Here is a 24,727-nt window from a genome sequence, read left to right as displayed (position 1 = left end):
TAGCGGGATGACGGAGGCACGGCCGGGAACGGCCGCCTCGGCACCCCTCTGGGAGCGCGACGCGGAACTCGCCGCGGTCGCGGAGGCAGTCGACGCGCTGTGCGCGGGTTCGGCCTCGGGCAGCCTGCTGGTCTTCACCGGAGAGGCGGGCATCGGCAAGACCGCGCTACTCGCCGAGTCGCGCCGGATCGCGGAGACACGCAAATGCACGGTCTGGTCGGCACGCGGCGGCGAGACCATTACATCCGTTCCCTTCAACGTCGTACGGCAGTTGCTGCAGCCCGCGCTCGTGGCGCTGATGCCCGACGAGGCGCGTGAGTACTTCGGGGACTGGTACGACATCGCGGGACCCGCCCTCGGGATCGCCGAATCGGGCGACCGCCAGGCCGACCCGCAGGGCGTGTGCGACGGCCTGGTCGCGGCCGTGCGCAGGCTCGCCCGGCGCGAGTGGCCGCTGGTGCTGCTCGTCGACGACGCGCACTGGGCCGACCAGGAGAGCCTGCACTGGCTCGCCGCCTTCGCGGAGCGCCTCGACGACCTGCCCGTCCTCGTCGTGGTCGCCCGCCGCCCCGGGGACGCCACCGGCGAGAGCGCCCGCCACCTCGACGCCATCGGCGCCCTGGCAGGACCCATGCCCTCCCTGCGCGCGCTGACCCCGGACGCCACGGCCGGACTCACCCGCGCCACGCTCGGCGCGCACGCCGACGTCCCGTTCTGCCGCGAGGTCTGGGCCGTCACCGGCGGCAACCCGTACGAGACCGTGGAGCTCCTCGCCAAGGTCCAGGACAGCGACTTCGAGCCGGTCGAGGACTCGGCCTCGGAACTACGCGCGCTGAATCGCGCGGCCCGCGGCCGTGGACTCGTCGACCGGCTCGAAGGGCTCGGAGTGGACGCCACCCGCTTCGCCTGGGCGGCGGCCATCCTCGGCACGCAGATCTCCCTGGAACTGGCTGCCGAACTCGCCGGAATGCCGCGGGACGAGGCGGAGCGCTGTGCGGCACTCCTCGGCGCGGCGCGCATCCTCACCGAGGCCGACCGGACGACCGGTCAAGTCGACGACGGGGACCTGGAGTTCGTCCACCCGCTCATCGCCACCGCCGTCTACCGCTCGATCCCGGACGCGCTGCGCACCGCGATGCACGGGGTGGCCGCCTCGGTCGTCACCGCGTCGGGCCTCGGTGCCGCCGCGGCCTCCCGCCACCTCCTCGAGGTACATCCGGACGACGACCCCGAACTCGTCGAGCAGATGCGCGAGGCCGCCCGCGAGCACCTCGCCGTCGGCGCCCCGGACGCGGCCCGCCGCTGTCTGGAGCGCGCCCTGCTGGAACCGCCGCTTCCGGAGGTCCACGCGCGCGTGCTCTACGAGTTGGGCTGTGCCACGCTCCTCACCTCGCCCGCGACGACGATCGGGCACCTGCGGCAGGCACTCACGCTGCACGGCCTGGAGGAGGAACTGCGGGTCGACGCGGTCTGCCGGCTCTCCTCCGCCCTCATCCACAACGACCAGCCGGAGGAGGCCGTCGCCGCGGTCGACGCGGAGGCCGACCGGCTCCAGCCCGGTCCCGCCCGTATGCGCCTGCAGGCCGTGCACTACATGTGGGAGGGCGTCCACGTCGCCGAGGAGGACGCGCCGGGCCGCTCCCGCCGCCTCGCCGAGCTCGTCAAGCCGCTCACCGGCCGCGACAACTCCGAGCGCGCTCTGCTCATCCTGCGCGCCTTCGACGCGATGACCCGCGGGGAGAACGCCGAGGAGGTCGTCGAGCACTGCGACCGCGCCCTCGTCAACGGCCGCCTCGCGCCGGGCCTCGGCTGGACCGACACCGAGTGGAGCTTCGAGCTCCTGATGATGCTCGGCATCTCCTACGCGTTCGCGGACCGCCTCGACCGCGCCGAGAGCCTCTTCACGGAGGCCCAGCGGACGTACGAGCACGCCGGGTGGAGCGGCGGCCATCTGGCCGTAGCGCACGCTTTCGGCGGATACGTGCTCCGCAGACGGGGCCGCCTCGTGGACGCCGAGGAGTCCCTGCGCGAGGCACTCCGGCTGGCGGACCGGGTGGGCAGCGGTCTGCCCATGCACTGGTCGGCGGCGTGCATGCTCATCGACACGCTGCTCGCCCGCGGCCATGTGGGCGCGGCCGAGGAGATCGCCGAGCGGTACTCCTTCGAACCGCCCCACCCGTCCACGATCGTCCTGCCGGACACCCGCTCGATCAGGGGCCGCCTGCTGATCGCCACGGGCCGCGTGGAGGAGGGCGTGAACGAGCTGGAGTCCGCCGAGAAGATGTCCGCGGCCCGCGGCGGTCACAACACGGTGCTGGCGCCCTGGGCCGGAGATCTGGCCCGCACCCTCGCCGTCGCCGACCCGCGGCGCGCCGCCGAGGTGGCGGCCGACGCCCGCATGCAGGCCGAACGCTTCGGCACGGACTCCGCCATAGGAGAGGCCCTGCGCTGCTCCGCCGCCCTGGAGACCGGTCGGCGCTCGGTCACGCTGCTCGCCCAGGCGGTGGCCTACCTGGAGGCGTCCCCCTGTGCCTACGAGCACGCGGCGGCGCGCGTCGAGTACGGCATCGCCTCCCACTCCGTCACGGAGCTGACCCGCGGTCTGGCACTGGCACGGACCTGCGGCGCGGACAGCCTGGTGAGCAGGGCCCGGGAGGCATTGGCACTGCACTCGGGCCGAGTGCCCCGGCCCAGGTGACCGAGAGGCGGGACGGCGGCCCGGTAACCGGCGTCCAGGCCCAAGGACGCCGGTCAGCCGGTCAGCCGGCCGCCTCGTCCTCCTCGGCGAGCACCCGCTGGGCCACGGCGAACGCCGAGTTGGCCGCCGGGACCCCGCAGTACACGGCGGTCTGCAGCAGCACCGCGCCGATCTCCTCCGGGGTGAGCCCGTTGCGGCGGGCGGCGCGAACGTGCATCGCCAGCTCGTCGTAGTGGCCGTGCGCCACCAGCGCGGTCAGCGTGATCATGCTGCGCTCGCGGCGCGCCAGCGTCGGATCGGTCCAGATCTCGCCCCACGCGTAGCGCGAGATGAAGTCCTGGAACCGCGCCGTGAACTCCGACTGCCGGGCCTGCGCACGGTCGACGTGCGTGTCGCCGAGCACCTGGCGGCGCACCTCCATGCCCCGCCTGGCCCCGCCGTCGAAGTGTGCGCGCAGGGCGGTGAGTACGGCCTCCGGACACTGCGCGGGCGCGAGGTGCGAGGCCCCCGGGATCTCGACGAGCGCGGCACCGGGCACCGCGTCGGCGATCTCGCGCAGATGCGCGGGCGGCGTCGCGGGATCCTCACGCCCGGCGACGAGCAGCGTCGGCGCGCCGATCTGCGGCAGCCGCTCCCGGATGTCGAAGGCCGCGAGCGCGTCGCAGCAGGCGGCGTACGCGTCCGGATCCGCGGTCCGGTGGTCCTCGACCAGCTCCGGAACGGTGAAACCGGGTGTGAACCAACGGGAGTCGGCCCCCTCCGCAAGCCCGGCCAGCCCCTCTTCGCGGACCAGCGCGGCCCGCTCCTCCCACGCCTTGGAGCCGTTGAAGTGGGCGGAGGAGCAGATCACCGCGAGCCGCTCGATCCGCTCGGCGTGATGGACGGCGAGATGCAGCCCCACCGCGCCGCCGAGCGACACACCGGCGTACGAGAACCGGTCGAGGCCGAGCGAGTCGGCGAGCGCGAGCACCAGCGCGGCGAGGTCGGCGACGGTCGCGCCGGGGCCGATCAGACCGGCGGGGGAGCCGCCGTGGCCCGGCAGGTCCCAGCGCACGACCCGGTGGGTGACGGACAGTTCGGGTGCGACCTTGTCCCACAGGGCCGTCGACGTGCCGAGGGACGGGCCCAGGAGAAGCGGGGGAGCGGTTGCGGGACCCTCGGCGCGGTGGTGGAGCAACGTGCCGTCGGACAGGGACTGCTGTCGGGTGCTCAACTTCGCTCCAGGGCACGGTCGGTGAGGGTTCCGGCGGAGCCGGTGTACTGGGTCGGGTCGGTGAGGGCCACGAGGTCGAGGTCCTTCAACTCGGGCTCCTCGGCGAGGAGTTCGATGAGTGGCCGGTCCTCGGCGGTGGCCCGCCGCGCGGCGCGCGTGAGCAGTTCCTTGGCGCGGGCCCGCCCGAGCACCGGCGCGAGCTCGGCGGACAGCCGCTCGGAGACGATCAGGCCGTGGGTGAGGTCCAGATGGGCGCGCATCGCGTCCGCGTGGACCCGCAGCCCCTCGGTCAGCTCGGCCGCGTCACGCGCGGCCCCGCCGACCAGCCGCAGCAGGTCGCGCAGGGGCTCCCACTCGGCGTGCCAGGCACCGGCGGGCCGCTCGTCCTCGGCGGCGAGGGACCCGTACAGCGTCGCGGCGAGGTGCGGTGCTCGACGGGCTGCTGCGGCGACGAGCGTGGCGCGGACGGGGTTCGCCTTGTGCGGCATGGCCGACGAACCGCCGCCCGTGCCCTCGCTCAGCTCACGGATCTCCGTACGGGCGAGGGTGAGCACGTCGGTGGCCGCCTTGCCGAGGGCGCCCGCGGTGAACGCGAGCGCTCCCGCGAGGTCGGCGACAGGTGTGCGGAGGGTGTGCCAGGGCAACAGCGGTGCGGCGAGGCCCAGTTCACGGGCGTACGCCTCGACGAGTGCACCCGTGTCCGGAGTTCCGTACGCGGTGAAGGCCGCCAACGTGCCCGCCGCGCCGCCGAGTTGGGCCGGGAGTCCGTCCCGTACGGCCTGCACGCGGTCCCTGGCGTCCAGCACCAGCGAGCGCCAGCCGGCCGCCTTCAGCCCGAAGGTGGTCGGCACGGCGTGCTGGGTGAGGGTGCGGCCCGGCATGACCGTGTCCCGGTGCTCCCGCGCGAGCCGCGCCAGCGCACGCTCCGTACGGGCCAGGTCCGCCAGGACCAGGTCCAGTGTCCGGGCGGCGACCAGCATGGTGGCCGTGTCCATGATGTCCTGGCTGGTCGCGCCCCGGTGGACGTAGGGGGCGTGCTCGGTGTCGACCGCCGCCACGGCCGCCGTCAGGTCCGCGACCAGCGGGATCACCGGATTGCCACCGCTCCGCGCGCGGAGCGCCAGATCGCGGACGTCGAAGCGCGCCGCGTCGGCCGCGGCGGTGACCGCGGCGGCGGCCTCCGCAGGGGCGAGGCCGAGCGAGGCCTGCGCGCGGCTGAGTGCCGCCTCCGCGTCGAGCAGTGCCTGAAGGAAGGCCCGGTCGCCGGTCGAGGACTCGGCGGGCGAGCCCGCACGACCGGGCGCGAGCAGACCGGCGTCGGAACCGCCGGGGCCGCTGGGACCGCCGGGATCGTTGGAGCCGCCGGAGCCGCCGGAGCCGCCGGAGCCGCCGGAGCCGCCGGAGCCGCCGGAGCCGCCGGAGCCGCCGGAGCCGCCGGAGCCGCCAGAACCGCCAGAACCGACGGAGCCGCCGGGACCGCGGGGAACGCCGGAACCGGCGGGATCGCTCGAACCGGCCGGATCGTCAGGGGCGGCAGCTGTCACTGGAACTCCAGGAAGACCGTTTCGCCTTCGCCCTGAAGGCGGATGTCGAAACGGTACGTCCGGTTCGCGCCCCCGGCCGCGATCAGCGTGGCGCGCCGCTCGGCCGGCAGCGAGTCGAGCAGCGGGTCCGCCCCGTCGGCGAGGTACGCGCGGGTGAAGAGGTGGTGCGTCAGACCCCGCGCGAACACGCACACGCTGATGTACGGCAGCCCGGCATTGCCCGGCGCCAGCGTGTGGAGCGCGTAGTGCCCGTCGGCGTCCGTGGGGACCCGCCCGTAACCCGTGAAGTCGACGCCGTCGCGGCCCACGAACCCGCCCGTCGCCGGGTCGCGCCGCATCGAGCCGGGCGCGCCCTTCAGCGAGCCGTCGGGTGCCGCCTGCCAGAAGTCCAGCAGGGCGTCGGGGATCGGCGTGCCCGCGCCGTCGAACACGTACCCGTGCAGGGTGATCGCGTCGGAGTGGCCCTGCGGTGCCACCTCGGCGCCGCCCGGAAAGGGGAGCGCGTGCCCGTAGAACGGGCCGATGGTGTGGGACGGGGTGGGGAGCAGTCGCTCGGCCATGGTCAACGGCCTTCCTCGATCCAGGTGGCGGAGGGACCGTCGAGGACGATGTCCCATGCGTAGCCCATCGAGAACTCGGGCCGCGAGAGGTCGTGGTCGTAGGCGGCGATCAGCCGGTTCCGGGCCGCCTCGTCCGTCACGGACTGGAGGATCGGGTCGTACCGGAACAGCGGGTCGCTCGGGAAGTACATCTGCGTCACGAGCCGCTGGGTGAACGCCGTGCCGAACACCGAGAAGTGGATGTGCGCGGGCCGCCACGCGTTGGTGTGGTTGCCCCACGGGTATGGGCCCGGCTTGATCGTGGTGAACGAGTACCGTCCCTGATCGTCCGTCAGGGTCCGCCCCACACCGGTGAAGTTGGGGTCGTGCGGCGCCGGGTGCTGCTCGCGCAGATGGGCGTAACGGCCGGCGGCGTTGGCCTGCCAGATCTCGACGAGCTGGCCGCGCACGGGACGGCCGTCGCGGTCGAGGAGCCGGCCCGAGACGGTCATGCGCTCGCCTATCGGCTCACCTCGGTGCTGGAGGGTCAGATCGCTGTCGTGCTCGGTGATGTCGGTGACCCCGAACACCGGCCCGGACAGCTCGACGGCCTCCGGGTCCCCGCCGCTCACGGCGACCAGCGGCTGCTTGGGGTGGCGCAGGAGCGAGCTGCGGTACGGGGCGTAGTCGCGCCGTGGGTGGTGCAGGACCGGGGCGCCGCCCGCGACCGCCTTGTCGTACGCGTCCTGGAGATCCTTGATCTCGGTGTCGATGTCCGACTGGGTGAGAGCCATGAGAGTTCCTAACGCTCCAGTACGAGGGCGAGGCCCTGGCCGACGCCGATGCAGAGGGTGGCGACGCCGACCCCGGTGCCCTTGCGGGCGAGCTGGTGCGCCACGGTCCCGGCGAGACGGGCGCCGGACGCGCCCAGCGGGTGGCCGAGCGCGATGGCACCGCCCTGCGGGTTGAGGACCGCCGGGTCGAACTCGGGCCATTCGGCGACACAGCCCAGGACCTGCGCGGCGAACGCCTCGTTCAGTTCGAGAGTTGACAGATCGTCAAATCCCTTGCCCGCCTTGGCGAGCGCACGGTTGACGGCCTCGACGGGGGCGAGTCCGAAGTAGTGCGGGTCGAGCGCGGAGACACCGGTCGCCGACACCCGCGCGAGGGGCTCGCGGCCGGTGGCGCGCAGGCCCTCCTCGTCGACCAGGAGCAGGGCGGCGGCGCCGTCGTTGAGCGGCGAGGCGTTCCCCGCGGTGACAGTGCCGTGCTCGGTGCGGAAGGACGGCTTGAGCTTGGCCATCGCATCCAGGGACGTCGAGGCCCGTACGCACTCGTCGGCGCCGAAGACCAGTGGGTCGCCCTTGCGCTGCGGGACCGGCACCGGCGCGAGTTCGGCGCCGAACAGGCCGTCCGCCTGGGCCTGGGCGGCCTTCTGGTGGCTGCCGAGGGCGTACTCGTCCTGCTGCTCCCGGCTGATCTTGTGCTTGTCGGCGATGAGTTCGGCCGACTCGCCGAGCGGGATGGTCCACTGCGGGTCCATCTTCGGATTCGTCATCCGCCAGCCGAGGGTGGTCGAGTACAGCTCTGTGTGCCCGGCGGGGAAGGGCTTGTCGTTCTTGGGCAGCACGTAGGGGGCGCGGGTCATCGACTCCACGCCGCCTGCCAGGGCGATCGACGCGTCACCGACCGCGATGGCACGGGCGGCCTGGATGACCGCTTCGAGACCGGAGGCGCAGAGCCGGTTGACCGTCACCCCGGGTACGGAGGTGGGCAGCCCGGCCAGCAGTCCGGCCATGCGGGCGACGTTGCGGTTCTCCTCGCCGGCGCCGTTGGCGTTGCCGAAGTACACGTCCTCGATCCGGGACGGATCCAACTCCGGTGTACGGGCGAGGAGTTCACGGATGGCGTGCGCGGCCAGGTCGTCCGGGCGCACGGAGGCCAGCGACCCGCTGTACTTGCCGAACGGGGTGCGCACCGCGTCGACGATGTAGACGTCCTTCACGACTGGATCTCCTCGGTGAGCCCGGCAGTGAGCTCGTCGGCGATACGGACCTTCGCGGCGGTCTTCGCCACGACCTCCTGGACGGTGACACCGGGCGCGGTCTCGACGAGCACGAGCCCGTCGTCGGTGACGTCCAGGACGCCGAGGTCGGTGATGACCCGGTTGACGCACGCCTTGCCGGTCAGCGGCAGCGCGCACTCCTGAAGGATCTTCGGCGAGCCGTCTTTGGCGGTGTGGGTCATCACCACGATGACCGTACGGGCACCGTGGACGAGGTCCATCGCCCCGCCGATCCCGGTGATCATCTTGCCGGGGATGGCCCAGTTGGCCAGGTCCCCGCCCGCGGAGACCTGCATGGCGCCCAGCACGGCGACGTCGATGTGCCCGCCGCGGATCATCCCGAAGGAGAGCGACGAGTCGAAGTAGGAGGCGCCCGGCAGCACGGTGACGGTCTCCTTGCCCGCGTTGATCAGGTCCGGGTCGACCTGGTCCTCGGTCGGATACGGGCCGGTGCCCAGGATCCCGTTCTCCGACTCCAGGATCACCTCCACACCCGGCGGGAGATAGTTGGGGATCAGCGTCGGCAGACCGATGCCGAGGTTCACGTACTGGCCGTCCCGAAGCTCGCGCGCGGCGCGGCCGGCCATCTCTTCCCTGCTCCAGGCCATCACGCACTCACCGTTCCCTCTGCGGCGGGCGCCGAGACCGTCCGCTTCTCGATCAGCTTGGCGTTCGCCTGCTCGGGCGTGAGCGCGAGGACCCGCTGCACGAAGATGCCCGGCAGATGCACGGCGTCCGGGTCGATCTCACCCGGTTCCACCAGCTCCTCCACCTCGGCGATCGTCAGCCGCCCGGCCATCGCGGCCAGCGGGTTGAAGTTCCGGGACGACTTGTTGAAGACGAGGTTCCCGTGCCGGTCGCCCTTCGCGGCCCGTACGAGCGCGAAGTCGGTGCGGATCCCGTGCTCCAGCACGTACTCCGTACCGTCGAACTCCCGCACCTCCTTCGGCGGCGAGGCGAGCGCGACCCCGCCGCTGCCGTCGTAGCGCCAGGGCAGCCCGCCGTCCGCGACCTGCGTGCCGACACCGGCGGGGGTGTAGAAGGCGGGGATACCGGCCCCACCGGCCCGCAGCCGCTCGGCCAGCGTGCCCTGCGGGATCATCTCCACCTCCAGCTCACCGGCCAGATACTGCCGCGCGAACTCCTTGTTCGCCCCGATGTAGGAGCCGGTCACCCGGGCGATCCGCCCCGCCGCCAGCAGCACCGCCAGGCCCGACTCCATCGCCCCGCAGTTGTTCGAGACCACGCCCAGGCCGGAGACCCCGCGCTCGTACAGCGCCTCGATCAGCACGTTCGGCACACCGCTGAGCCCGAAACCGCCGACCGCCAGGGTCGCGCCGTCGGGCACATCGGCCACTGCCTCGGCGGCTGTGGCGACCACCTTGTCCATCTGCGAAGCCTCTTCTCTGCCGAGCGTCAGCGGCCAAATTAGTCAGGGCACTGAGTATTTCTTCGAGGTTTCAAACACGCTGCCATTCGAACCCCAGACAGTCAAGACCTCAAGGGAATCCACGGTTCAGCGTCTCGGCGTACGGCGGGACAAGGAGGGCGGACGCCCGGTATCGTTCAGTGCACCAACGAACAAGGAGGGCACATGGCCGCGGTGGACCTCTCCGCCCACCCCGGGCACCTGGCCCGGCGACTGCAGCAGGCGCATCACCTGCTCTGGAACACCATGGTCTCCGAGGAGATCACCTCACCCCAGTTCGCGGTCCTGAACGCGCTCGTCGCCGAACCGGGGCTCGACCAGCGCTCGGTGGGGGAGCGGGTCGGGCTCGACCGGTCCACCATCGCCGAGGTCATCAGCCGGCTCGGGCGGCGCGGACTCCTCGACAAGGTCCGCGATCCCCAGGACGGCCGGCGCTTCCTGCTCCGCCTCACCGACGAGGGCGTGCGCGTCCACCGGAAGCTGACAGTGCGGACGGCTCGGATGAACCAGGTCTTCCTGGCACCGCTCTCCAGCGAGGAGCAGACCGTGTTCTTCGATCTGCTCCAGCGGGTGTCGGACGCGGCGGAGGGACTGCGCAACCCCGGAGCCCCGGTGGCGCCCCTCGTCACGCAGAACTGAGGCTCAGGCCTTCGCGAACACCACCCAGACCTGGCCCTCCGCGAAGTTCAGGGGACTGCCGTCCGTCGTCGTGAACTCCGTGCCGTCCTCGGCCGCCGGACGCTTCCATCCGGCGTCGAAGACCTTGCCGTCGCGCAAAACCTTCGCCGTTCCCGAGCCCACGGTGTTCGTGTACGGCGTGTTGTTGCCGAGGAAGTCGCGGAACGTGGACTTCCGGACGTTCACGTACTGCACGACGACCGTCGAGGCGGCCACCCGCTTGCCGTCGGTCGTGACCGTCGGACTGCCGTCCATCGACACCAGCCAGCGCTGCCGGTCCTGCGCCCAGTCGAAGGTGAAACGGGCGGCCGGGAAACGGACCGTACGCGTGCTCTCGGCCTTGCCGCCCGCGGGCGCCGCCCCGTACCGGAACCCCGTCGTCAGCGCGTCCGCTCCGGGCACGGACTTCAGGAGCCGCTCCGGACGCAGATAGAGGTTGTGCGGCACGGCCTTGTCCGACCCCCGGTAGTACGCCCCCTCGTCGTCCTCCGGGGACACCGCACGCAGTGGCGCCCTGTCGATCAGCGGCATCAGCTTGCCCTGCGCCCCCGAGAAGGCCAGCGTCGGCTCGTTGAACTGGCGCAGCAGCTCCAGATCGGACTCGCGGGCGCTGCGCACCGGGCCGATGGCCTTCGGCAGCTTCGTCGCGTACACGGCCATCAGCCGGCTGAGACCGCCCTCCACCTGCTCCGCGTACACGATGTCCGCGGCGTCCAGGCCCGTCTGTGGCCGGGCGGCGGAGACGTTGTCGATCTTCACGGCGAGTGGTGAGGGGGCGCGGGGTTCCGAGCTCTCCGGGCTGCCGCTGTCCGTGCTGTCGGGGACGTTTCCGCGCCCGTCGTCGAGCCGACCGCCCGCTGTCGTGCAGCCCGACGCCAGGGCGGCGGCCACCGCGGCAGCCAGCAGTGCCGCCGTCATCGTGCGGCGCCGCCTGCGCGCCATGCGTCCCATGCCCACCGTTGCCACCAATTCTCGTATTGATGATTGTGTGCCTATAAGTTCATTGATGGCCTTACCCGCTCGATTCTGATTGCGCGCGTCGATCGGCCGATCAGCCCGAGTTGATGACCGATCGGTATCTGCCGAGGGGCCCGGCGGACACCGTCCGGGTACCCGTCTGGGCCCCGCCCACTGCCGTCCGGTCGGCGCCGGTCAGTCCCGCGGCCCCAGGATGTCCGCCAGGTCGTAGCCGACCGGCTCCTCCAGCTGGGCGTAGGTGCAGCTCTCGGGCGTACGGTCCGGCCGCCAGCGGCGGAAACGGGCCGTGTGCCGGAAGCGCTCGCCGTTCTCCATGTGCTCGTACGCCACCTCGCACACCAGCTCCGGCCGCAGCGGCAGCCAGGAGAGGTCCTTCTTGCCCGTCCACCGGCTGGGCGCACCCGGCATCCGTGCGGACTCGTGCGCCGCGTCCTCCGTCCACGCAGCCCACGGATGCCCGGCGGCCGACTCCATCCGCAGCGGCTCCAGCTCCGCGATCAGTTCCTCACGCCGCTTCATCGTGAACGCCGCGCACACCCCCACGTGCTGCAACGCGCCATGGGCGTCGTACAGCCCGAGCAGCAGCGAACCGACGACCGGCCCGCTCTTGTGGAGCCGGTAGCCCGCGACGACCACATCGGCTGTGCGCTCGTGCTTGATCTTGTACATCAGACGTTCGTCCTGCCGGTAGGGCAGCGCGAGCGGCTTGGCGACCACTCCGTCGAGGCCCGCCCCCTCGTACTGCTCGAACCACCGCTGCGCCACCTCGATGTCCGTCGTCGCCGGCGCCACATGGACCGGAGCCGTGGCACCGGACAGCGCCGCCACCAGCAGCGCCCGGCGGTCAGTCAGCGGAACGTCCAGCAGCGACTCGTCGGCGAGCGCGAGCAGGTCGAACGCCACGAACGACGCCGGATTCCGCTCGGAGAGCGTCTTCACCCGGGAGGCCGCCGGGTGGATGCGCTCGGTCAGCGCGTCGAAGTCGAGCCGCCCCTCGCGCGCGATCACGATCTCACCGTCCACCACACAACGCTTCGGCAGCCGCTCCCGCAGCGCCTCCACCAGCTCGGGAAAGTACCTGACCAGCGACTTCGTACTGCGACTGCCGATCTCGATCTCATCCCCGTCCCGGAAGACGATCGCCCGGAAGCCGTCCCACTTCGCCTCGTAGTGCATGTCCGGCGGAATCTTCACGACGGACTTGGCGAGCATGGGCTTCACGGGCGGCATCACCGGCAGATCCATGTTCCGACTCTATGAGCCGCGAATGGTGTCCGCCTGGCGGGCGCTACACACGAGCCTCCTTCTGCCGTCCGGCGTGATCAGCGCGTTGCCTCCGCGCCGGAAGGCCGGAGGCAACGCGTTACGAGACCGAGGGGGCGCCGTGTGCGGGTCAGTTCGGGGCGATGGCGTTCAGGATCGCCGATGTGACGTGATCGGCCGCGTTGCGGTGGCCCCTGGCGTTGGGGTGCACGAGGGCCGGCCGGTCGTCGGAGTCGAGGATGCCCTCGACCCACTGGCCGGCGTCACAGACGCTGTGGTTCCGGGTGGAGTCGTAGAGGTTGACGAAGCTTGCGGCGTCGTTGGCTTCCGCCGACTTCTCGATGGCCTTGTTGAGGGGTTCCAGGACGTCCTGGCGGAGCCAGTCCAGGTCGCCCGGAGTGATCGAGTAGAAGTGCTTCACGTCGTTGTACCGGCACTTGGAGGTGTCCTCGGGGATGACCGTGGGGTAGCCGACGGCCAGGATCTTGGCGTGCGGGGCCCGCTCGTGGAGCTTGGCGAGCATCTGGTCGTGGTCGCTGCTCACCTTGGTCAGCTTGGCGGGGATGTCGTCGGCCAGGGCGTCCCTGCACGGTGTGCCCACGCCACCGCTGCCCGAGCCCAGGTCCAGGCACTTGAAGAGGATGTCGGCGAACCCGAGGGTGTTGCCGCCCACGCCGACGGTGATCACGTCGGTGCCGGCCCTGACCGCCTCGGACTGGGGAGGCACAGGGGGGAAGGGGTAGTCCGGGTCCTCGGGGAAGCCCGGCACGTTGCGTCCGATCGGCTCCTGGGCCCGGAAGGTGACGTCCTCGATCGTGGCGGCGCCGCAGCTGACGTTGGTCAGCTCGATCAGCGAGCCCAAGTCCCTGTCGATGACCTGCGGGTAGGACCGGTCGGTGCGCTCGCAGCCGTCACGGGGGTATTCGAAGATGTCACCGGCGGCCGGAATGACTCCGGCGGTGTACGAGTCGCCCAGCGCGACCCAGTCGTACTCCGCCGCGGCGGCGGGTTGCGCCCCGACGAGTTGTGCGGGAGCGAGGGCACCCGCGGTGAGAGCCGCGGCCGAGCCGAGCAGGGCCAGTCGAGTGCGAAAGCTTGCCACGAATCCTCCAGGGATACGGCGTTGACGACGCTTTGACCCTATGAGGCTCGTTACTCAGAGCACTAGATCCGATGCGGACAGTCACATTCAGTGGAGTCTGTGGGTGCACACCGCTCGTGGCGGACATGTTCTGGAAGGCTCGGTTCGCCATTCTGGCCGTCTGCTTCCGATGCTTGACCGGACCTGCACGGTATCCGTGGCTCACGGAGCGACCTCGACCGGCCGACGATCACTTCGGTCCGCCCGCCGCCCCTCGCCGCCTGTCTCATTCGTCATCACGGACAGTCCCGCAGTCCCGCCCGGGGCATGCACCCGAGCATGCGAGGCGCGCCCGGTGCGCCTACCGTGGCTCGCATGGGAGATGCGGTGGAGCTGGAGGCGGCGGGGCGGAAGGTGCGGCTGTCCAGTCCGGGCAAGGTCTTCTTTCCGGAGCGCGGGTTCACCAAGCGGGACCTCGCCGAGTACTACATCGCTGTCGGCCCCGGCATTCTGCGCGCGCTGCGGAACCGGCCCACGACCCTGGAGCGGTATCCGGACGGGGTGACCGGCGAGTCGTTCTTCCAGAAGCGGGCGCCGAAGAACATGCCCGACTGGATCCCCACCGCGCACATCACCTTCCCCAGCGGACGCAGCGCCGACGAGATGTGCCCCACCGAGGTCGCCGCGGTGCTGTGGGCCGCCCAGTACGGCACGCTGACCTTCCACCCGTGGCCGGTACGCCGTGATGACGTCGACAGCCCCGATGAACTGCGCATCGACCTCGACCCTCAGCCGGGCACCGACTACCACGACGCCGTCCGCGCCGCCCACGAACTGCGCGAAGTGCTTCACGAGTACGGGGATCTGCGTGGCTTTCCCAAGACATCCGGAGGCCGCGGTCTGCACGTCTTCGTGCCGATCGAGCCTCGCTGGACCTTCACCCAGGTCCGCCGGGCCGCGATCGCGGTCGGCCGTGAGCTGGAGCGGCGGATGCCGGAGCAGGTGACCACGGCCTGGTGGAAGGAGGAGCGGGGCGAGAAGATCTTCGTCGACTACAACCAGACGGCCCGTGACCGCACGATCGCCTCCGCCTACTCCGTACGCCCCCGCCCGCACGCCCCGGTGTCGGCGCCCCTCACCTGGGACGAGGTCCCCGACGCCGTACCCCGTGACTTCGATCTCGCGACCATGCCCGCGCGCTTCGCCCAACTCGGCGATGTGCACGCGGACATGGACGAGCACGCCTACTCCCTCGAAGCCCTGCTCGAACTCGCCAGCCGTGACGAACACGACCACGGACTGGGCGATCTGCCGTACCCGCCCGAGTACCCGAAGATGCCGGGCGAACCGAAGCGGGTACAGCCGAGCAGGGCCAAGAAGGAGGACGGCCCTACAGCTCCTTGATCCGGATGTCCCGGTACGAGACGACATCCGTCGTGCCGTGCACCTGCAGTCCGAGATAGCCGGAGGCGAACCGTCGCCCGTCCGTGCCCGGGTCGTCCGAGCGCGGCGGGGTGAAGTCCTGGCCACCGGTGTTGTCGAACTCGTTGATCAGCACACCGTTGCGGTAGATCGAGTAGTGCTGGTCCACCACACGGATCTCGTAGTCGTTCCAGGTTCCCTTCTGGGTGACACCGGCCCCGGCCAGACCCACGCGGTCGAAGCCGTAGAGGGAACCGGTCTTGTACATGTCGCCGGTCGGACTGTCGAACACCTGGACCTCGTGCCCGTACTTGATGGCGACCCACTCGGGCCGGGACTCCTCCGGATGACCGTGGACCCCCGGGAACCGCACGAACACACCGGAGTTGGCGTTGCCCGTGCCCGGCGCGTCGTCACGCCACTGGAGCTTCAGCGAGAAGTCCCCGTACTTGCGCTCGGGGAACCACAGCATGCCGAGCCCGGCCCTCGTCGTGCCCGAGGTGATGGTCCCGTCTGCGTTCAGGCCGAACGAACCGCCGCCCACGTGCTGCCACTTGGCGAACGACGCCGGCGTACCGTCGAGGATCGTCCGGTAGCCCTCGGTCTGTCCGGGCTTGCCGATGCCCGACTGCTTGGCCGCCTTGTTGATCAGGTTGTACTCGCGCTGGACGACGACACCATCCTTGAGGAGGGCGTCCAGGACCGTCGTCACGTGCTTGAGGAACAGCGCGTGGGACGTCCACTCCTTCTCGTCCTCGATCAACTCGTTGATGCGGCAACGGCTGTTGGTGATCCGGTTCGGCACGCCCGAGTCGATCGTGCCAACGATGACCGTCAACCGCTCGTCGTACTCGGCACAGTTGGGCGCCGGCACACCGCCGCCCGGGGCGACCGTGAAGCTCACGGTCCGGGCGTCCGAGGTGTTGCCCGCCTTGTCACGCGCGCGGTACGCCACCGTGTGCGCGCCCACGCGGTCGACCACCACGGGGGCGGTGTAGGCGAGGTACGGGCCGCCGTCCAGCGAGTACTCGATCGCGGCAATGCCCGAACCGTGGTGCTCGTCCGTGGCCGTCACCGTCACCTTGGCGCTGTTGATGTACGCCCCGGACGAGTTCTTCGTGCCGTCCACGCTCACACCGGTCACCGGGGGAGTCTTGTCCTCGGCGGGCGGCGTGACGACGGTGAACGAGACGGACTTCTCGGCCGCCGCGTTGCCCGCCTTGTCCGTGGCCCGGAAGCGCACCTTGTGGGTGCCCACCTCGTGGACCATGACCGGGGCGGTGTACGGCTGCCAGGCACCCGCGTCACCGAGCGCGTACTCGATGGTGTTGACGCCGGAACCGGTGTCGGAGGCCGTCACCGTGATGGTCGCCATGGAGAGGTACTCCCCTTGCGGGTTCTGCTGGCCGGTCACGGAGGCCGACGTCTCCGGGGGAGTGGTGTCGTCCGTCGGCTTGGCCACCACCGTGAACGACTCCGCCTTCTCGGCGGCCATGTTCCCGGCCTTGTCGAGCGCCCGGTAGCGGACCTTGTGGGCGCCGACCTGATCGACCACCACCGGCGTGGTGTACGGCTGCCAGGCACCCGCGTCACCGAGCGCGTACTCGATCCGCTCCACGCCCGAACCGGCGTCCGTCGCGCTGAGCGTCACGGTCGCCGAACCGACGTACGCGCCGTCCGCGTTCTGCGTACCGCTCACGTCCGCCGCGGTTTCCGGCGCCGTGGTGTCCTCGCCGGTGCCCTCGGTGACCAAGAGGATGCCCTGCATCTGGCCGTGGCCGGGGATGGTGCAGAAGTAGCGGTACCGGCCGGGAGTGAGTGTCACCTCGGCCGTGTACTTGCCTCCCTGGTCGTCGTTCGGGCTGGCCAGGATGTTCAGCGGTACGTCGTTCTGGTACTCCGGGTCGGACACGTCGAACGTCAACGTGTGCGGCATACCGGTGGTGTTGCCGGTCGCCTTGCTGTTCTCGAAGACGATCGTCGTGGGGCCCGCGACCGCCGTGGTGGGCGCGGACGCGTACTTGGTGATGTCGTCGCCGGCCGTCCACGTGAGTGTCTGCGCGGCCGCCGCCGCGCCCGCCGGAGCGCCGTCGGTCTGGCCGGACGCCGAGGTGGAGGCGAGCCCGAGCACCATCAGCAGCGACGCCACAAGTGCCGTCCACAGCCGTCCAGTTCTTCGCCTTCGCATGCCCGTCACGCTTGTCACTGCGCCTCCCTGGCCAGCTGATCGGCGGCAGGCGTGGGGCCACCGCCCTTGTACGTCACCTGCCACAGCGCGGACTTGGAGTCCGACGTGAAGAAGCCGCGCCCGTAGTCGAGGACGTACAGCGTGCCGTCGGGGCCGAACTTCCAGTCCATGAGGTTCTTGATGCCGTCGTTGCCGATGGGGATGATCTTCTTCAGCGACTCGGCGTGCACCGGAATGCCGCCCTGCCCGGCCGTCTTGGGATCGAGCAGCACCGCGTGCCGCGGCTGGTCGGCGTCGTAGAAGTCGCCGACGAACCACTTGCCGTCCCAGTACGAGGGCCACTTCGCGTCACTCGCGGTCGTGGCGTCGTACCGGTAGACCGGCCCGTCCATGGCCGCCTGGCCGCCGCCCTTCAGCCACGGCAGCAGGAACTTCTGGTCCTCCGTCTTGTACGTCGGGATGCCGTTCGCGTCCCGCGGGTAGTCCGGGGCGCCGCCCTGGGGGGAGTACCAGATGGTGTTGGAGGTGACCGGCGGAAGGTTGACGAGGCCGTCGTTGTTGGGCGACTCGTTCTTCGGCGCGTCGCAGTTGTACCAGCCGAGCGGCTGGTTGGGGTCGGGCAGATTGCGGTCCCGGTAGGGCTGCTTGTTGCCCATGCAGTACGGCCAGCCGTGGTTGCCTGGCTTGGTGATCGCGGCGAACGTGTCGTACTTCGCCGGTCCCCAGGTCGTCGAGGGCGACCCGGCGTCCGGGCCGACCCAGCCCGCGTACAGGGTGTCGGTCTTCTTGTCGATCGAGATGCGCGCCGGGTTCCTGACACCCATCACATAGATCTCGCCACGCGTCTTGCCGCCGCCCTCGGCGGTCTCCTTGCCCGTGAAGAGGTTCCCCTCGGGCAGGGTGTACGTGCCGTCCTGCTCCGGGTGGATGCGCAGGATCTTGCCGTTGAGGTTGTTGGTGTTGCCCGCGGTGCGGCGCGCGTCCGCGAACGAGACGCCCTTGTAGTTCGGCTGCGGGTTGTTGCCCGAGTAACCGCCGCTGAAGCCACTGGAGTTGTTGTCGCCGGTCGCGATGTAGAGGTTGCCCTTCGAGTCCCACGCCATGCCGCCGCCCGAGTGGCAGCAGCTGTGGATCTGGACGGGCCACTTCAGCAGGACCTTCTCGCTGCTCATATCCAGCTTGCTCGTGGTCGAGTTGAACGTGAAGCGGGACACGTACCGCTCGGCCATCCGCGTGTCGCGGTTGATCCGGGAGTGCGGCGTGTAGTGCAGGTACACCCAGCCGTTCTCCTCGAACCGCGGGTCCAACTCGATGCCCAGCAGGCCCTCTTCGACCTTGATGAGCTCGTCGCCGCCGCCCTTGTTGCCGAAGACGGTGAGCGCGCCGGCCTGCGTGACCTTCTTGGTCTTCGGGTCGTAGACGTGGATCTCGCCCTTGCCCTTGCCGATGTCCGGGTTGTTCCAGTCCGTCACGACGGGCTGCGAGGAGTCGGCGCCGCCCCGGCCGATGTAGAACACCCGGCCGTCGGGCGCGGTGACCAGGCCGTGCGGCTCGCCGATCTGGTCGTTCTGGCCCGGCTGATTGGGCTGGGTCAGGCGCTCCGCCTTGTAGTTGGCGTTGATCGTGGCCTTGCAGTCGGCCTGCGCGATACGGGTCGTCCAGTTCAGCGCCCCGCGCAGATGGGCGCGGAACTCCGTCTCGTCGTACGAGGAGACCGTGCCGCCCATGCCGGTGTAGAACGAGCGGCCGCCGTCGTAGTCGCGGCACCAGGACACCGGGTGGTCCGCGCCGTTCTTGCTGTCGCCCGGCTGGTACGTCGACTCGCGGACGCGGGCCACGGTGTGCACGTCGCCGGACGGGTTCTTGACCCAGTTCAGCCACTGGTCGGGGCGCTTCCACTGGAGCGGAAGGTCCTTGGTGGCCGGGTGCTGGCGGTCGCCGACCTCAACGGTCGCGCGCTGTACGGCGGTTGGGCTGCCGGCCGCCGGACGGGCGCCGACGAGTCCCGTGAACCAGTCCGAGTAGGGCTCGGCCCGGGCGGCGTCATGGACGCCGAGGAAACCGCCGCCCGCCTCCATGTACGCCTCAAGGCCGGACTCCTGCTCCGGTTCGAGGATGTCTCCGCCGCCGGTCAGGAAGACGACGGCGTTGAAGCGGCTGAGCTTCGTGTCGTTGGTGAAGACCGAGGCGTCGTCCGTGGCCGTCACGCTGAACCGCCCGGCCGCCGGCCCCGTCAGACCGATGTCCTCGATCGCCTCGATCCCGGCGTTGACGACGGGCGACTCCTCGCCGTTCGCCGCGGATCCGTGGAAGATCAGCACACGTACGTTGGCGCCGCCGGGCGGCGACTTGATCGACATCGTTGTCAGCGCCGGGTCGGGCGCCTGGCGCGCGCTCGCGGCCGGCCCCGAGAGGACGCCCGCGGTGACGACTCCGGCGGCCAGCGCGGCCGCCCAGCCTCTCCGTCTACCTCTGCTCAACCCTCGTACGGTCAAGGGCTTTTGATGCGGTGTGAACCGCATGTGGTCACCCACCCCTCCTCGGTCACAGCAACAGCGCCATGGAAGCTAGACCTTTTCGCGGAACTCGCCAATAGGTATGACCGGGATCGCACGAACTTTGTCCTGGGTGTGGATAAACGGGCGCGATGCCACTACCGTCTCCCGGGTTCGTCTCTGTCACTCGGTCCTTCAATTCCGTCAATTCCGTTGATTCCGCACCAAGTTGGGGGAGTTCGGCATGGGCACCACGGACGACATGGACAGACGCGGTCTCAGCCGGCGGATGGTGCTGGGCGGGGCCGCGGTGGCCACGGTCGCGACATCGTTGTCGCTCGTGGCGGCGCAGGACGCGACCTCCGCGGACAGTCCCGTCCGGACCGCGCCCGCGGGCGGCGAGGTGAAGCACCTCAAGCTCTACATCGAGAAGCTCGCCGACGGATCGATGGGTTACGGCTTCGAGAAGGGCAAGGCCTCGATCCCCGGCCCGCTCATCGAACTCAACGAGGGCGACACCGCCCACATCGAGGTCGAGAACACGATGGACGTGGCGGCGAGTCTGCACGTCCACGGCCTGGACTACGAGATCTCCAGCGACGGCACGAAGCTGAGCAGGTCCCAGGTCGAACCGGGCGACACCCGTACGTACACCTGGCGCACCCACGCCCCCGGTCGCCGCAAGGACGGCACCTGGCGGGCGGGCAGCGCCGGTTACTGGCACTACCACGACCACGTCGTCGGCACCGAGCACGGCACGGGCGGCCTCCGCAAAGGCCTCTACGGTCCTGTGATCGTCCGCCGCAAGGGAGACATCCTCCCCGACAAGACGCACACGATCGTCTTCAACGACATGACGATCAACAACAAGCCCGGCCATCAGAGCCCCAACTTCGAGGCCACGGTGGGCGATCGCGTCGAGTTCGTGATGATCACGCACGGCGAGTACTACCACACGTTCCATGTGCACGGTCACCGCTGGGCGGACAACCGCACCGGGCTGCTGACCGGCCCCGACGACCCGAGCCAGGTCATCGACAACAAGATCGTGGGGCCCGCCGACTCGTTCGGTTTCCAGGTGATCGCGGGGGAGGGCGTCGGAGCCGGGGCGTGGATGTACCACTGCCATGTCCAGAGCCACTCCGACATGGGGATGGCGGGCCTGTTCCTGGTGAAGAAGACGGACGGGACGATCCCGGGGTACGAGCCGCACGAGCACTGACAGCTCCGCGGGGGCTGATTGGTGTCTGCGGGTTCGATGCGGGCGGGTTCGATGTGGCTGGTCGCGCGGTTCCTCGCGTCCCTCTGGGGCGCTACATATTCGACCATTCGAACAGGGAGCGCTCTCAATGGTGTGTCGTACGGCGGCTATCCTGATCCGCAAACGCCGCCCTGAGGAGCCCCGAGGTGACCGAGCAGTCGACAGAGCCCCGCCCGACACTGGAGGCCGTGGCCGCCAGGGCCGGAGTGTCCCGGGCCACCGTGTCGCGTGTCGTCAACGGCGGTGACGGTGTGCGGGAGCCCTTGGTCGAGCGGGTCAGGCAGGCCGTCGAGGAACTCGGTTACGTGCCCAACCAGGCCGCGCGCAGCCTCGTGACGCGGCGGCACGACGCCGTCGCCGTGGTGATCGCCGAACCGGAGACCAAGGTCTTCGCCGACCCCTTCTTCGCACTTCAGCTCCGGGGCATCAGCAAAGAACTGACGGCTCACGACTCACAGCTCGTGCTGCTGCTCACGGAGGGACGCGCCGACCACGCGCGCGTGGGCCGCTATCTCGCCGGCGGCCATGTCGACGGCGCGCTCGTCTTCTCGCTGCACCTCGACGACCCGCTGCCCGGCCTCATCCACGGGGTGCCGACGGTGTACGGCGGGCGGCCCGGCTGGATCGACGGTTCGCGCGGCGCGGTGTACGTCGACTGCGACAACCGGGGCGGCGCCCGCGAGGCCGTACGTCATCTTGTCGGGCTGGGCCGCCGGAACATCGCCCACATCACCGGCGCCCTCGACCAGACCTCGGCGGTCGACCGGCTCGACGGGTTCCGGGACGTGATGGTGGACGCCGATCCGAGGCTGATCGCCGAGGGCGACTTCACCCCGGGCGGCGGTGAGCGTGCGATGCGGGAACTCCTCGACCGCTGCCCCGACCTGGACGCGGTGTTCGCCGCCAACGACCTCACGGCGGTGGGCGCCATGCGCGTCCTGCGTGAGCGGGGGCGGCGGGTGCCCGAGGATGTCGCCGTGGTCGGCTTCGACGACATGCTGCCGTTCACCGAGCAGGCCGACCCACCGCTCACGACGGTCCGGCAGGACATCGAGGAGATGGGTCGGCTGATGGCACGGTTGCTGTTGCGGGGGCTGGACCGGACCGCCTCGGCGTCGGCCTCCGGCGGGTTGGCGGGGGCGCCGTCCAGTGTCGTGCTGCCTACGACATTGGTTCGGCGGGCCTCTGCGTAGTGGGGGTTGCTCGCGCAGTTCCCCGCGCCCCTAAAAGATGAAAGACAGGGGCGCAGCCCCGTCTTTCAGGGGCGCGGGGAACTGCGCGACCAGCCACGACGCACCCGCAGATGAATCACCACACTCCAGCGGAGCGCCTACGCGCCTACGACCCGACCGTCACCGTGAAGCGGCGTGGGTTGCCGTCGTGGGCGGCGCCCGATACGTCGGGCTGGCCGTCGGGGCGTACGTCGTCGTACGGGAAGGCGTAGCCGATGGGCGAGTTGGCGTGGACGACACGCGACCAGTGGTTGACGGCCGAGCCCTTGTAGTAGTCGGCCGTGGTCGTGCCGTTGGGCTGGGTGGGGTGGGTGAGCATGATCGAGCGGTTGAAGCCGGCGGCGAGGCGGGCGAGGAGGGCCTTCTTGTCGTCGGAGTCGCCCGGGTTGTTGGTGAACGGCCCGTGGTTGCAGGTGAAGATGTCCTTCGACGTGGGCTTGGCGAAGGTGTGGCCGCCCGCGAAGGTGAGCGTGTCACCGCTGACCCGGCCGGTGAGCGTGCCCCGGCCGCCCTGGAGGTCGATCTTGAGGTCGGTCGAGCGGTATTTCGCCCACACCTCGTCGATGTAGCTGTTCCAGAGGTCGCGGAACGGCATCTCGGCGGGCCGGTCGAAGTACGGGGCCATCAGGTTCTGCGGCGAGATCACGCGCAGTACGGAGCCGCCGTCGCCGCGGATCACCAGCTTGTCCCAGGGCTGGCCGTCCCTGGCCGCCTGTGCCGTGAGGTCCGAGGCGATCCTGTCGACCGCGCCGTTGGGCAGGGGCGCGACCGTGTGCGTGGCGTCGCCCTCCAGGGTCAGCCCGATGGGGAGGGCGGTGACCAGGTCGACGTAACTGATGTTGGCGTACAGCTGCTGGGTGTTGAACGTGAACTCGCAGAACGACCAGGTCTTGCCGTAGTTCGAGTCGCCGGGCGTGGCGAACGCGGGCTCCACGAGCGCGGGGCCCGGGTTGAGGAAGAAGTTGAGCGTGCTGTCCCGGACGAAGTAGACGCGGGCACCGAACATCTGAGGCAGTGTCAGGACCTTCGGGGCCGAGCCGGCGGCGCCCAGCGGAATGGCGCAGTCGACGGGCAGCGGGGTCTGCGGCGCCGAGGGCGAGGTGGGCCGGTAGACGCTGCCGTCGGCCCGCAGCAGCAGCCAGTTGCCCGTCGACTGCTCGTGCCCGGTGACATACGCGCGGACCGTGCCCGGCAACGAGGCGTTCTTGAGGGCGAGTTCACACGTGGCGGGGGCCGCCTCGGCGGTGGGGCTGAGAGCGCTTCCCCAGACGGGGTAGCTTGCGGTGGCTCCGACGGCCGCGGCTCCGGACAGGAACGTTCTGCGTGAGATCACGGAAGTCTCCTGGGGTGTGGGGGGAGGCAGGGGGACGGGCCGACCTGTGGGGGGTCGACGCCCTGCGGTGCACCACTGTTCCCAGGGGGAGTTGGGGCGTCAAGGGTTATGACTGAGAGCGCTCTCGAAATCTGCTTGCGTTCAGAAGTTGACGGCGAGTTGACGGCGAAGTTGACGGCCTGGTGGCCGAGTCCCGATCGAGGGGACCCGGCCACCATCCGCTCTGCTGGCTGCCCTGATGTCTGTCCTGGTGCCTGCCTTGCTGTCTGCCTTGTCGTCAGCGTGCGGTCAGCGGTCGTGTGGTCAGCTCTGCGGCTCGCTCTTGATCACCGCGAAGCGTGCGCCGTACGGGTCGGCGAGCTTGGCCACACGGCCGACGCCTTCCACGGACGTGGCGGGCATCCGGACCTTGCCGCCCAACTCCTTGGCCTTGGCGACCACGGCATCGGTGTCCGTGACTTCGAAGTAGGGCAGCCAGTAGGCGCCCGCCTCCCGCTCCGTCGGGTCGTCGGCCAGCGGGACGACACCGCCGAACATGGAGTCCTCGCCGCCCTCCGCGGGGTTCAGGCTGGTGTACGTGCCACCGGGGAACGGCACGGCAGCGGTCTCCATGCCCAGTACGGAGTAGTAGAACGCGGCCGCCGCGGCGATGTCCGGTGTGTAGAGCTCGACCCAGCACAAGGAGCCCGGGTCGCCCGCGATGTCGATGCCGCGCAGCTGGCCCGGCTGCCAGACGCCGAAGGAGACGCCCGCCTTGTCGCTGAAGACGGCCAGCCGGCCCTCCTTCATCACGTCGTCGGGAGCCATGAGTACTTTGCCGCCGGTCCGCTCGACGGCCTGGGCGGTGGCGTCGGCGTCCGGTGTCTGGAAGAACACGTTCCAGGACGGCGGGCCCTGCTCGGGAGAGGTCTGCATGCCGCCGGCGGCGGTCTTCCCTGCCAGTTGGAAGAAGCCGTAACCGCCGGACTCCGGTCCCGCCGACCGGAAGTCCCAGCCGAAGAGGCCGTTGTAGAAGGATGTGGCGCCGTCGATGTCGCTCGTGCCGAGATCGACCCAGTTCGGGGCGCCGGTGACGAAACGGGTGGTGAGCATGTTGCCCTCCTTTGAGGGGTCCCGTTGCCTGCACCCCGAGTCTTGCATCGCGCGCTGACAATCGCTGCCGGAGCGCTGCCGCTGGGCTTGGCGGGGTGTGTGGTTGCCCTTGGTAGTTAGGTGCTCCCTGTGTGTGGTTGGGTGCTCGTGGTTGTGGGTGTGTGCGGGTGCGTCGTGGCTTGTCGCGCAGTTCCCCGCGCCCCTGGCGGGCGCGCC

19 protein-coding genes are annotated in these 24,727 nt (G+C 70.4%); 5 read left to right on the top strand and 14 right to left on the bottom strand.

Annotated features, from left to right (window positions below):
- The first annotated feature begins 7 nt into the window (after positions 1–7).
- Positions 8–2,698, top strand: coding sequence for an ATP-binding protein (locus tag ACFWXQ_RS38590; protein WP_383954708.1), 2,691 nt, complete (start codon positions 8–10; stop codon positions 2,696–2,698).
- 61 nt (positions 2,699–2,759) lie between these two features.
- Here ACFWXQ_RS38590 and pcaD read toward each other — a convergent pair whose 3' ends face one another.
- The 7 genes from pcaD to ACFWXQ_RS38555 all read right to left on the bottom strand — a co-directional run bounded on the left by pcaD (position 2,760) and on the right by ACFWXQ_RS38555 (position 9,449).
- A complete protein-coding gene (gene pcaD / locus ACFWXQ_RS38585; RefSeq protein WP_383954710.1) occupies positions 2,760–3,911 on the bottom strand; it encodes a 3-oxoadipate enol-lactonase in 1,152 nt (383 codons plus the stop codon).
- The gene (pcaB, locus tag ACFWXQ_RS38580) at positions 3,908–5,221 is read right to left on the bottom strand and encodes a 3-carboxy-cis,cis-muconate cycloisomerase (RefSeq protein ID WP_383954712.1); all 1,314 of its coding nucleotides are present in this window, start codon (positions 5,219–5,221) and stop codon (positions 3,908–3,910) included. The genes pcaD and pcaB overlap by 4 nt, the downstream gene beginning before the upstream one ends.
- 230 nt (positions 5,222–5,451) lie before the next feature.
- Positions 5,452–6,015: a protocatechuate 3,4-dioxygenase subunit alpha gene (gene pcaG / locus ACFWXQ_RS38575; RefSeq protein WP_383952168.1), complete on the bottom strand. Its 564-nt coding sequence runs from the start codon at positions 6,013–6,015 to the stop codon at positions 5,452–5,454.
- Between the two features lie 2 nt (positions 6,016–6,017).
- Positions 6,018–6,788, bottom strand: a complete 771-nt coding sequence (gene pcaH / locus ACFWXQ_RS38570; protein ID WP_383386148.1) for a protocatechuate 3,4-dioxygenase subunit beta — start codon at positions 6,786–6,788, stop codon at positions 6,018–6,020.
- Between the two features lie 8 nt (positions 6,789–6,796).
- Complete coding sequence (locus ACFWXQ_RS38565; RefSeq protein ID WP_383952166.1) at positions 6,797–7,999, bottom strand: thiolase family protein; 1,203 nt, start codon at positions 7,997–7,999, stop codon at positions 6,797–6,799.
- Positions 7,996–8,667, bottom strand: coding sequence for a CoA transferase subunit B (locus tag ACFWXQ_RS38560; RefSeq protein WP_383952164.1), 672 nt, complete (start codon positions 8,665–8,667; stop codon positions 7,996–7,998). The genes ACFWXQ_RS38565 and ACFWXQ_RS38560 overlap by 4 nt, the downstream gene beginning before the upstream one ends.
- Positions 8,667–9,449 (bottom strand): CoA transferase subunit A, encoded by a 783-nt coding sequence (locus ACFWXQ_RS38555; RefSeq protein WP_383952162.1) that lies wholly within the window; start codon positions 9,447–9,449, stop codon positions 8,667–8,669. The genes ACFWXQ_RS38560 and ACFWXQ_RS38555 overlap by 1 nt, the downstream gene beginning before the upstream one ends.
- A gap of 204 nt (positions 9,450–9,653) precedes the next feature.
- On the opposite strand from ACFWXQ_RS38555, the gene ACFWXQ_RS38550 reads away from it, so the two are divergent.
- Positions 9,654–10,127, top strand: coding sequence for a MarR family winged helix-turn-helix transcriptional regulator (locus ACFWXQ_RS38550; RefSeq protein WP_383952160.1), 474 nt, complete (start codon positions 9,654–9,656; stop codon positions 10,125–10,127).
- Positions 10,128–10,130: 3 nt separating this feature from the next.
- Here the strand turns inward: ACFWXQ_RS38550 and ACFWXQ_RS38545 are convergent, their stop codons facing one another.
- From ACFWXQ_RS38545 to ACFWXQ_RS38535, 3 genes are all read right to left on the bottom strand, one after another.
- Complete coding sequence (locus tag ACFWXQ_RS38545; RefSeq protein ID WP_383952158.1) at positions 10,131–11,117, bottom strand: DUF3048 domain-containing protein; 987 nt, start codon at positions 11,115–11,117, stop codon at positions 10,131–10,133.
- A gap of 201 nt (positions 11,118–11,318) precedes the next feature.
- Positions 11,319–12,389: an ATP-dependent DNA ligase gene (locus ACFWXQ_RS38540; protein WP_383952156.1), complete on the bottom strand. Its 1,071-nt coding sequence runs from the start codon at positions 12,387–12,389 to the stop codon at positions 11,319–11,321.
- 148 nt (positions 12,390–12,537) lie between these two features.
- Positions 12,538–13,509 carry an SGNH/GDSL hydrolase family protein gene (locus tag ACFWXQ_RS38535; RefSeq protein ID WP_383952155.1) on the bottom strand — a complete coding sequence of 324 codons (972 nt, stop codon included), beginning with the start codon at positions 13,507–13,509 and terminating at the stop codon, positions 12,538–12,540.
- Positions 13,510–13,863: 354 nt separating this feature from the next.
- On the opposite strand from ACFWXQ_RS38535, the gene ligD reads away from it, so the two are divergent.
- Complete coding sequence (ligD, locus tag ACFWXQ_RS38530) at positions 13,864–14,892, top strand: non-homologous end-joining DNA ligase (protein ID WP_383952153.1); 1,029 nt, start codon at positions 13,864–13,866, stop codon at positions 14,890–14,892.
- Here ligD and ACFWXQ_RS38525 read toward each other — a convergent pair.
- Both ACFWXQ_RS38525 and ACFWXQ_RS38520 read right to left on the bottom strand, forming a co-directional pair.
- Positions 14,879–17,098 (bottom strand): OmpL47-type beta-barrel domain-containing protein, encoded by a 2,220-nt coding sequence (locus ACFWXQ_RS38525; RefSeq protein ID WP_383952151.1) that lies wholly within the window; start codon positions 17,096–17,098, stop codon positions 14,879–14,881. The genes ligD and ACFWXQ_RS38525 overlap by 14 nt on opposite strands.
- Before the next feature lie 14 nt (positions 17,099–17,112).
- Positions 17,113–19,542, bottom strand: coding sequence for a ThuA domain-containing protein (locus ACFWXQ_RS38520; RefSeq protein ID WP_383952174.1), 2,430 nt, complete (start codon positions 19,540–19,542; stop codon positions 17,113–17,115).
- 313 nt (positions 19,543–19,855) lie between these two features.
- Between ACFWXQ_RS38520 and ACFWXQ_RS38515 the strand changes: the two genes are divergently transcribed.
- Positions 19,856–20,815: a multicopper oxidase domain-containing protein gene (locus tag ACFWXQ_RS38515; protein WP_383952172.1), complete on the top strand. Its 960-nt coding sequence runs from the start codon at positions 19,856–19,858 to the stop codon at positions 20,813–20,815.
- 185 nt (positions 20,816–21,000) lie between these two features.
- Positions 21,001–22,047 carry a LacI family DNA-binding transcriptional regulator gene (locus ACFWXQ_RS38510; RefSeq protein ID WP_383952149.1) on the top strand — a complete coding sequence of 349 codons (1,047 nt, stop codon included), beginning with the start codon at positions 21,001–21,003 and terminating at the stop codon, positions 22,045–22,047.
- A gap of 145 nt (positions 22,048–22,192) precedes the next feature.
- Here the strand turns inward: ACFWXQ_RS38510 and ACFWXQ_RS38505 are convergent, their stop codons facing one another.
- Entirely contained in the window at positions 22,193–23,419 is a 1,227-nt protein-coding gene (locus tag ACFWXQ_RS38505) for a glycoside hydrolase family 64 protein (protein ID WP_383947107.1), read from the bottom strand.
- Positions 23,420–23,722: 303 nt separating this feature from the next.
- Entirely contained in the window at positions 23,723–24,511 is a 789-nt protein-coding gene (locus ACFWXQ_RS38500; protein ID WP_383947110.1) for a VOC family protein, read from the bottom strand.
- Positions 24,512–24,727 lie beyond the last annotated feature (216 nt).

The sequence above is a fragment of the Streptomyces sp. NPDC058697 genome, assembly GCF_042715345.1.
Classification (GTDB): Bacteria; Actinomycetota; Actinomycetes; order Streptomycetales; family Streptomycetaceae; genus Streptomyces; species Streptomyces liliifuscus.
The sequence above is the reverse complement of the archived record's forward strand: the minus strand, read 5'-3'. Positions and strand labels throughout refer to the sequence as shown.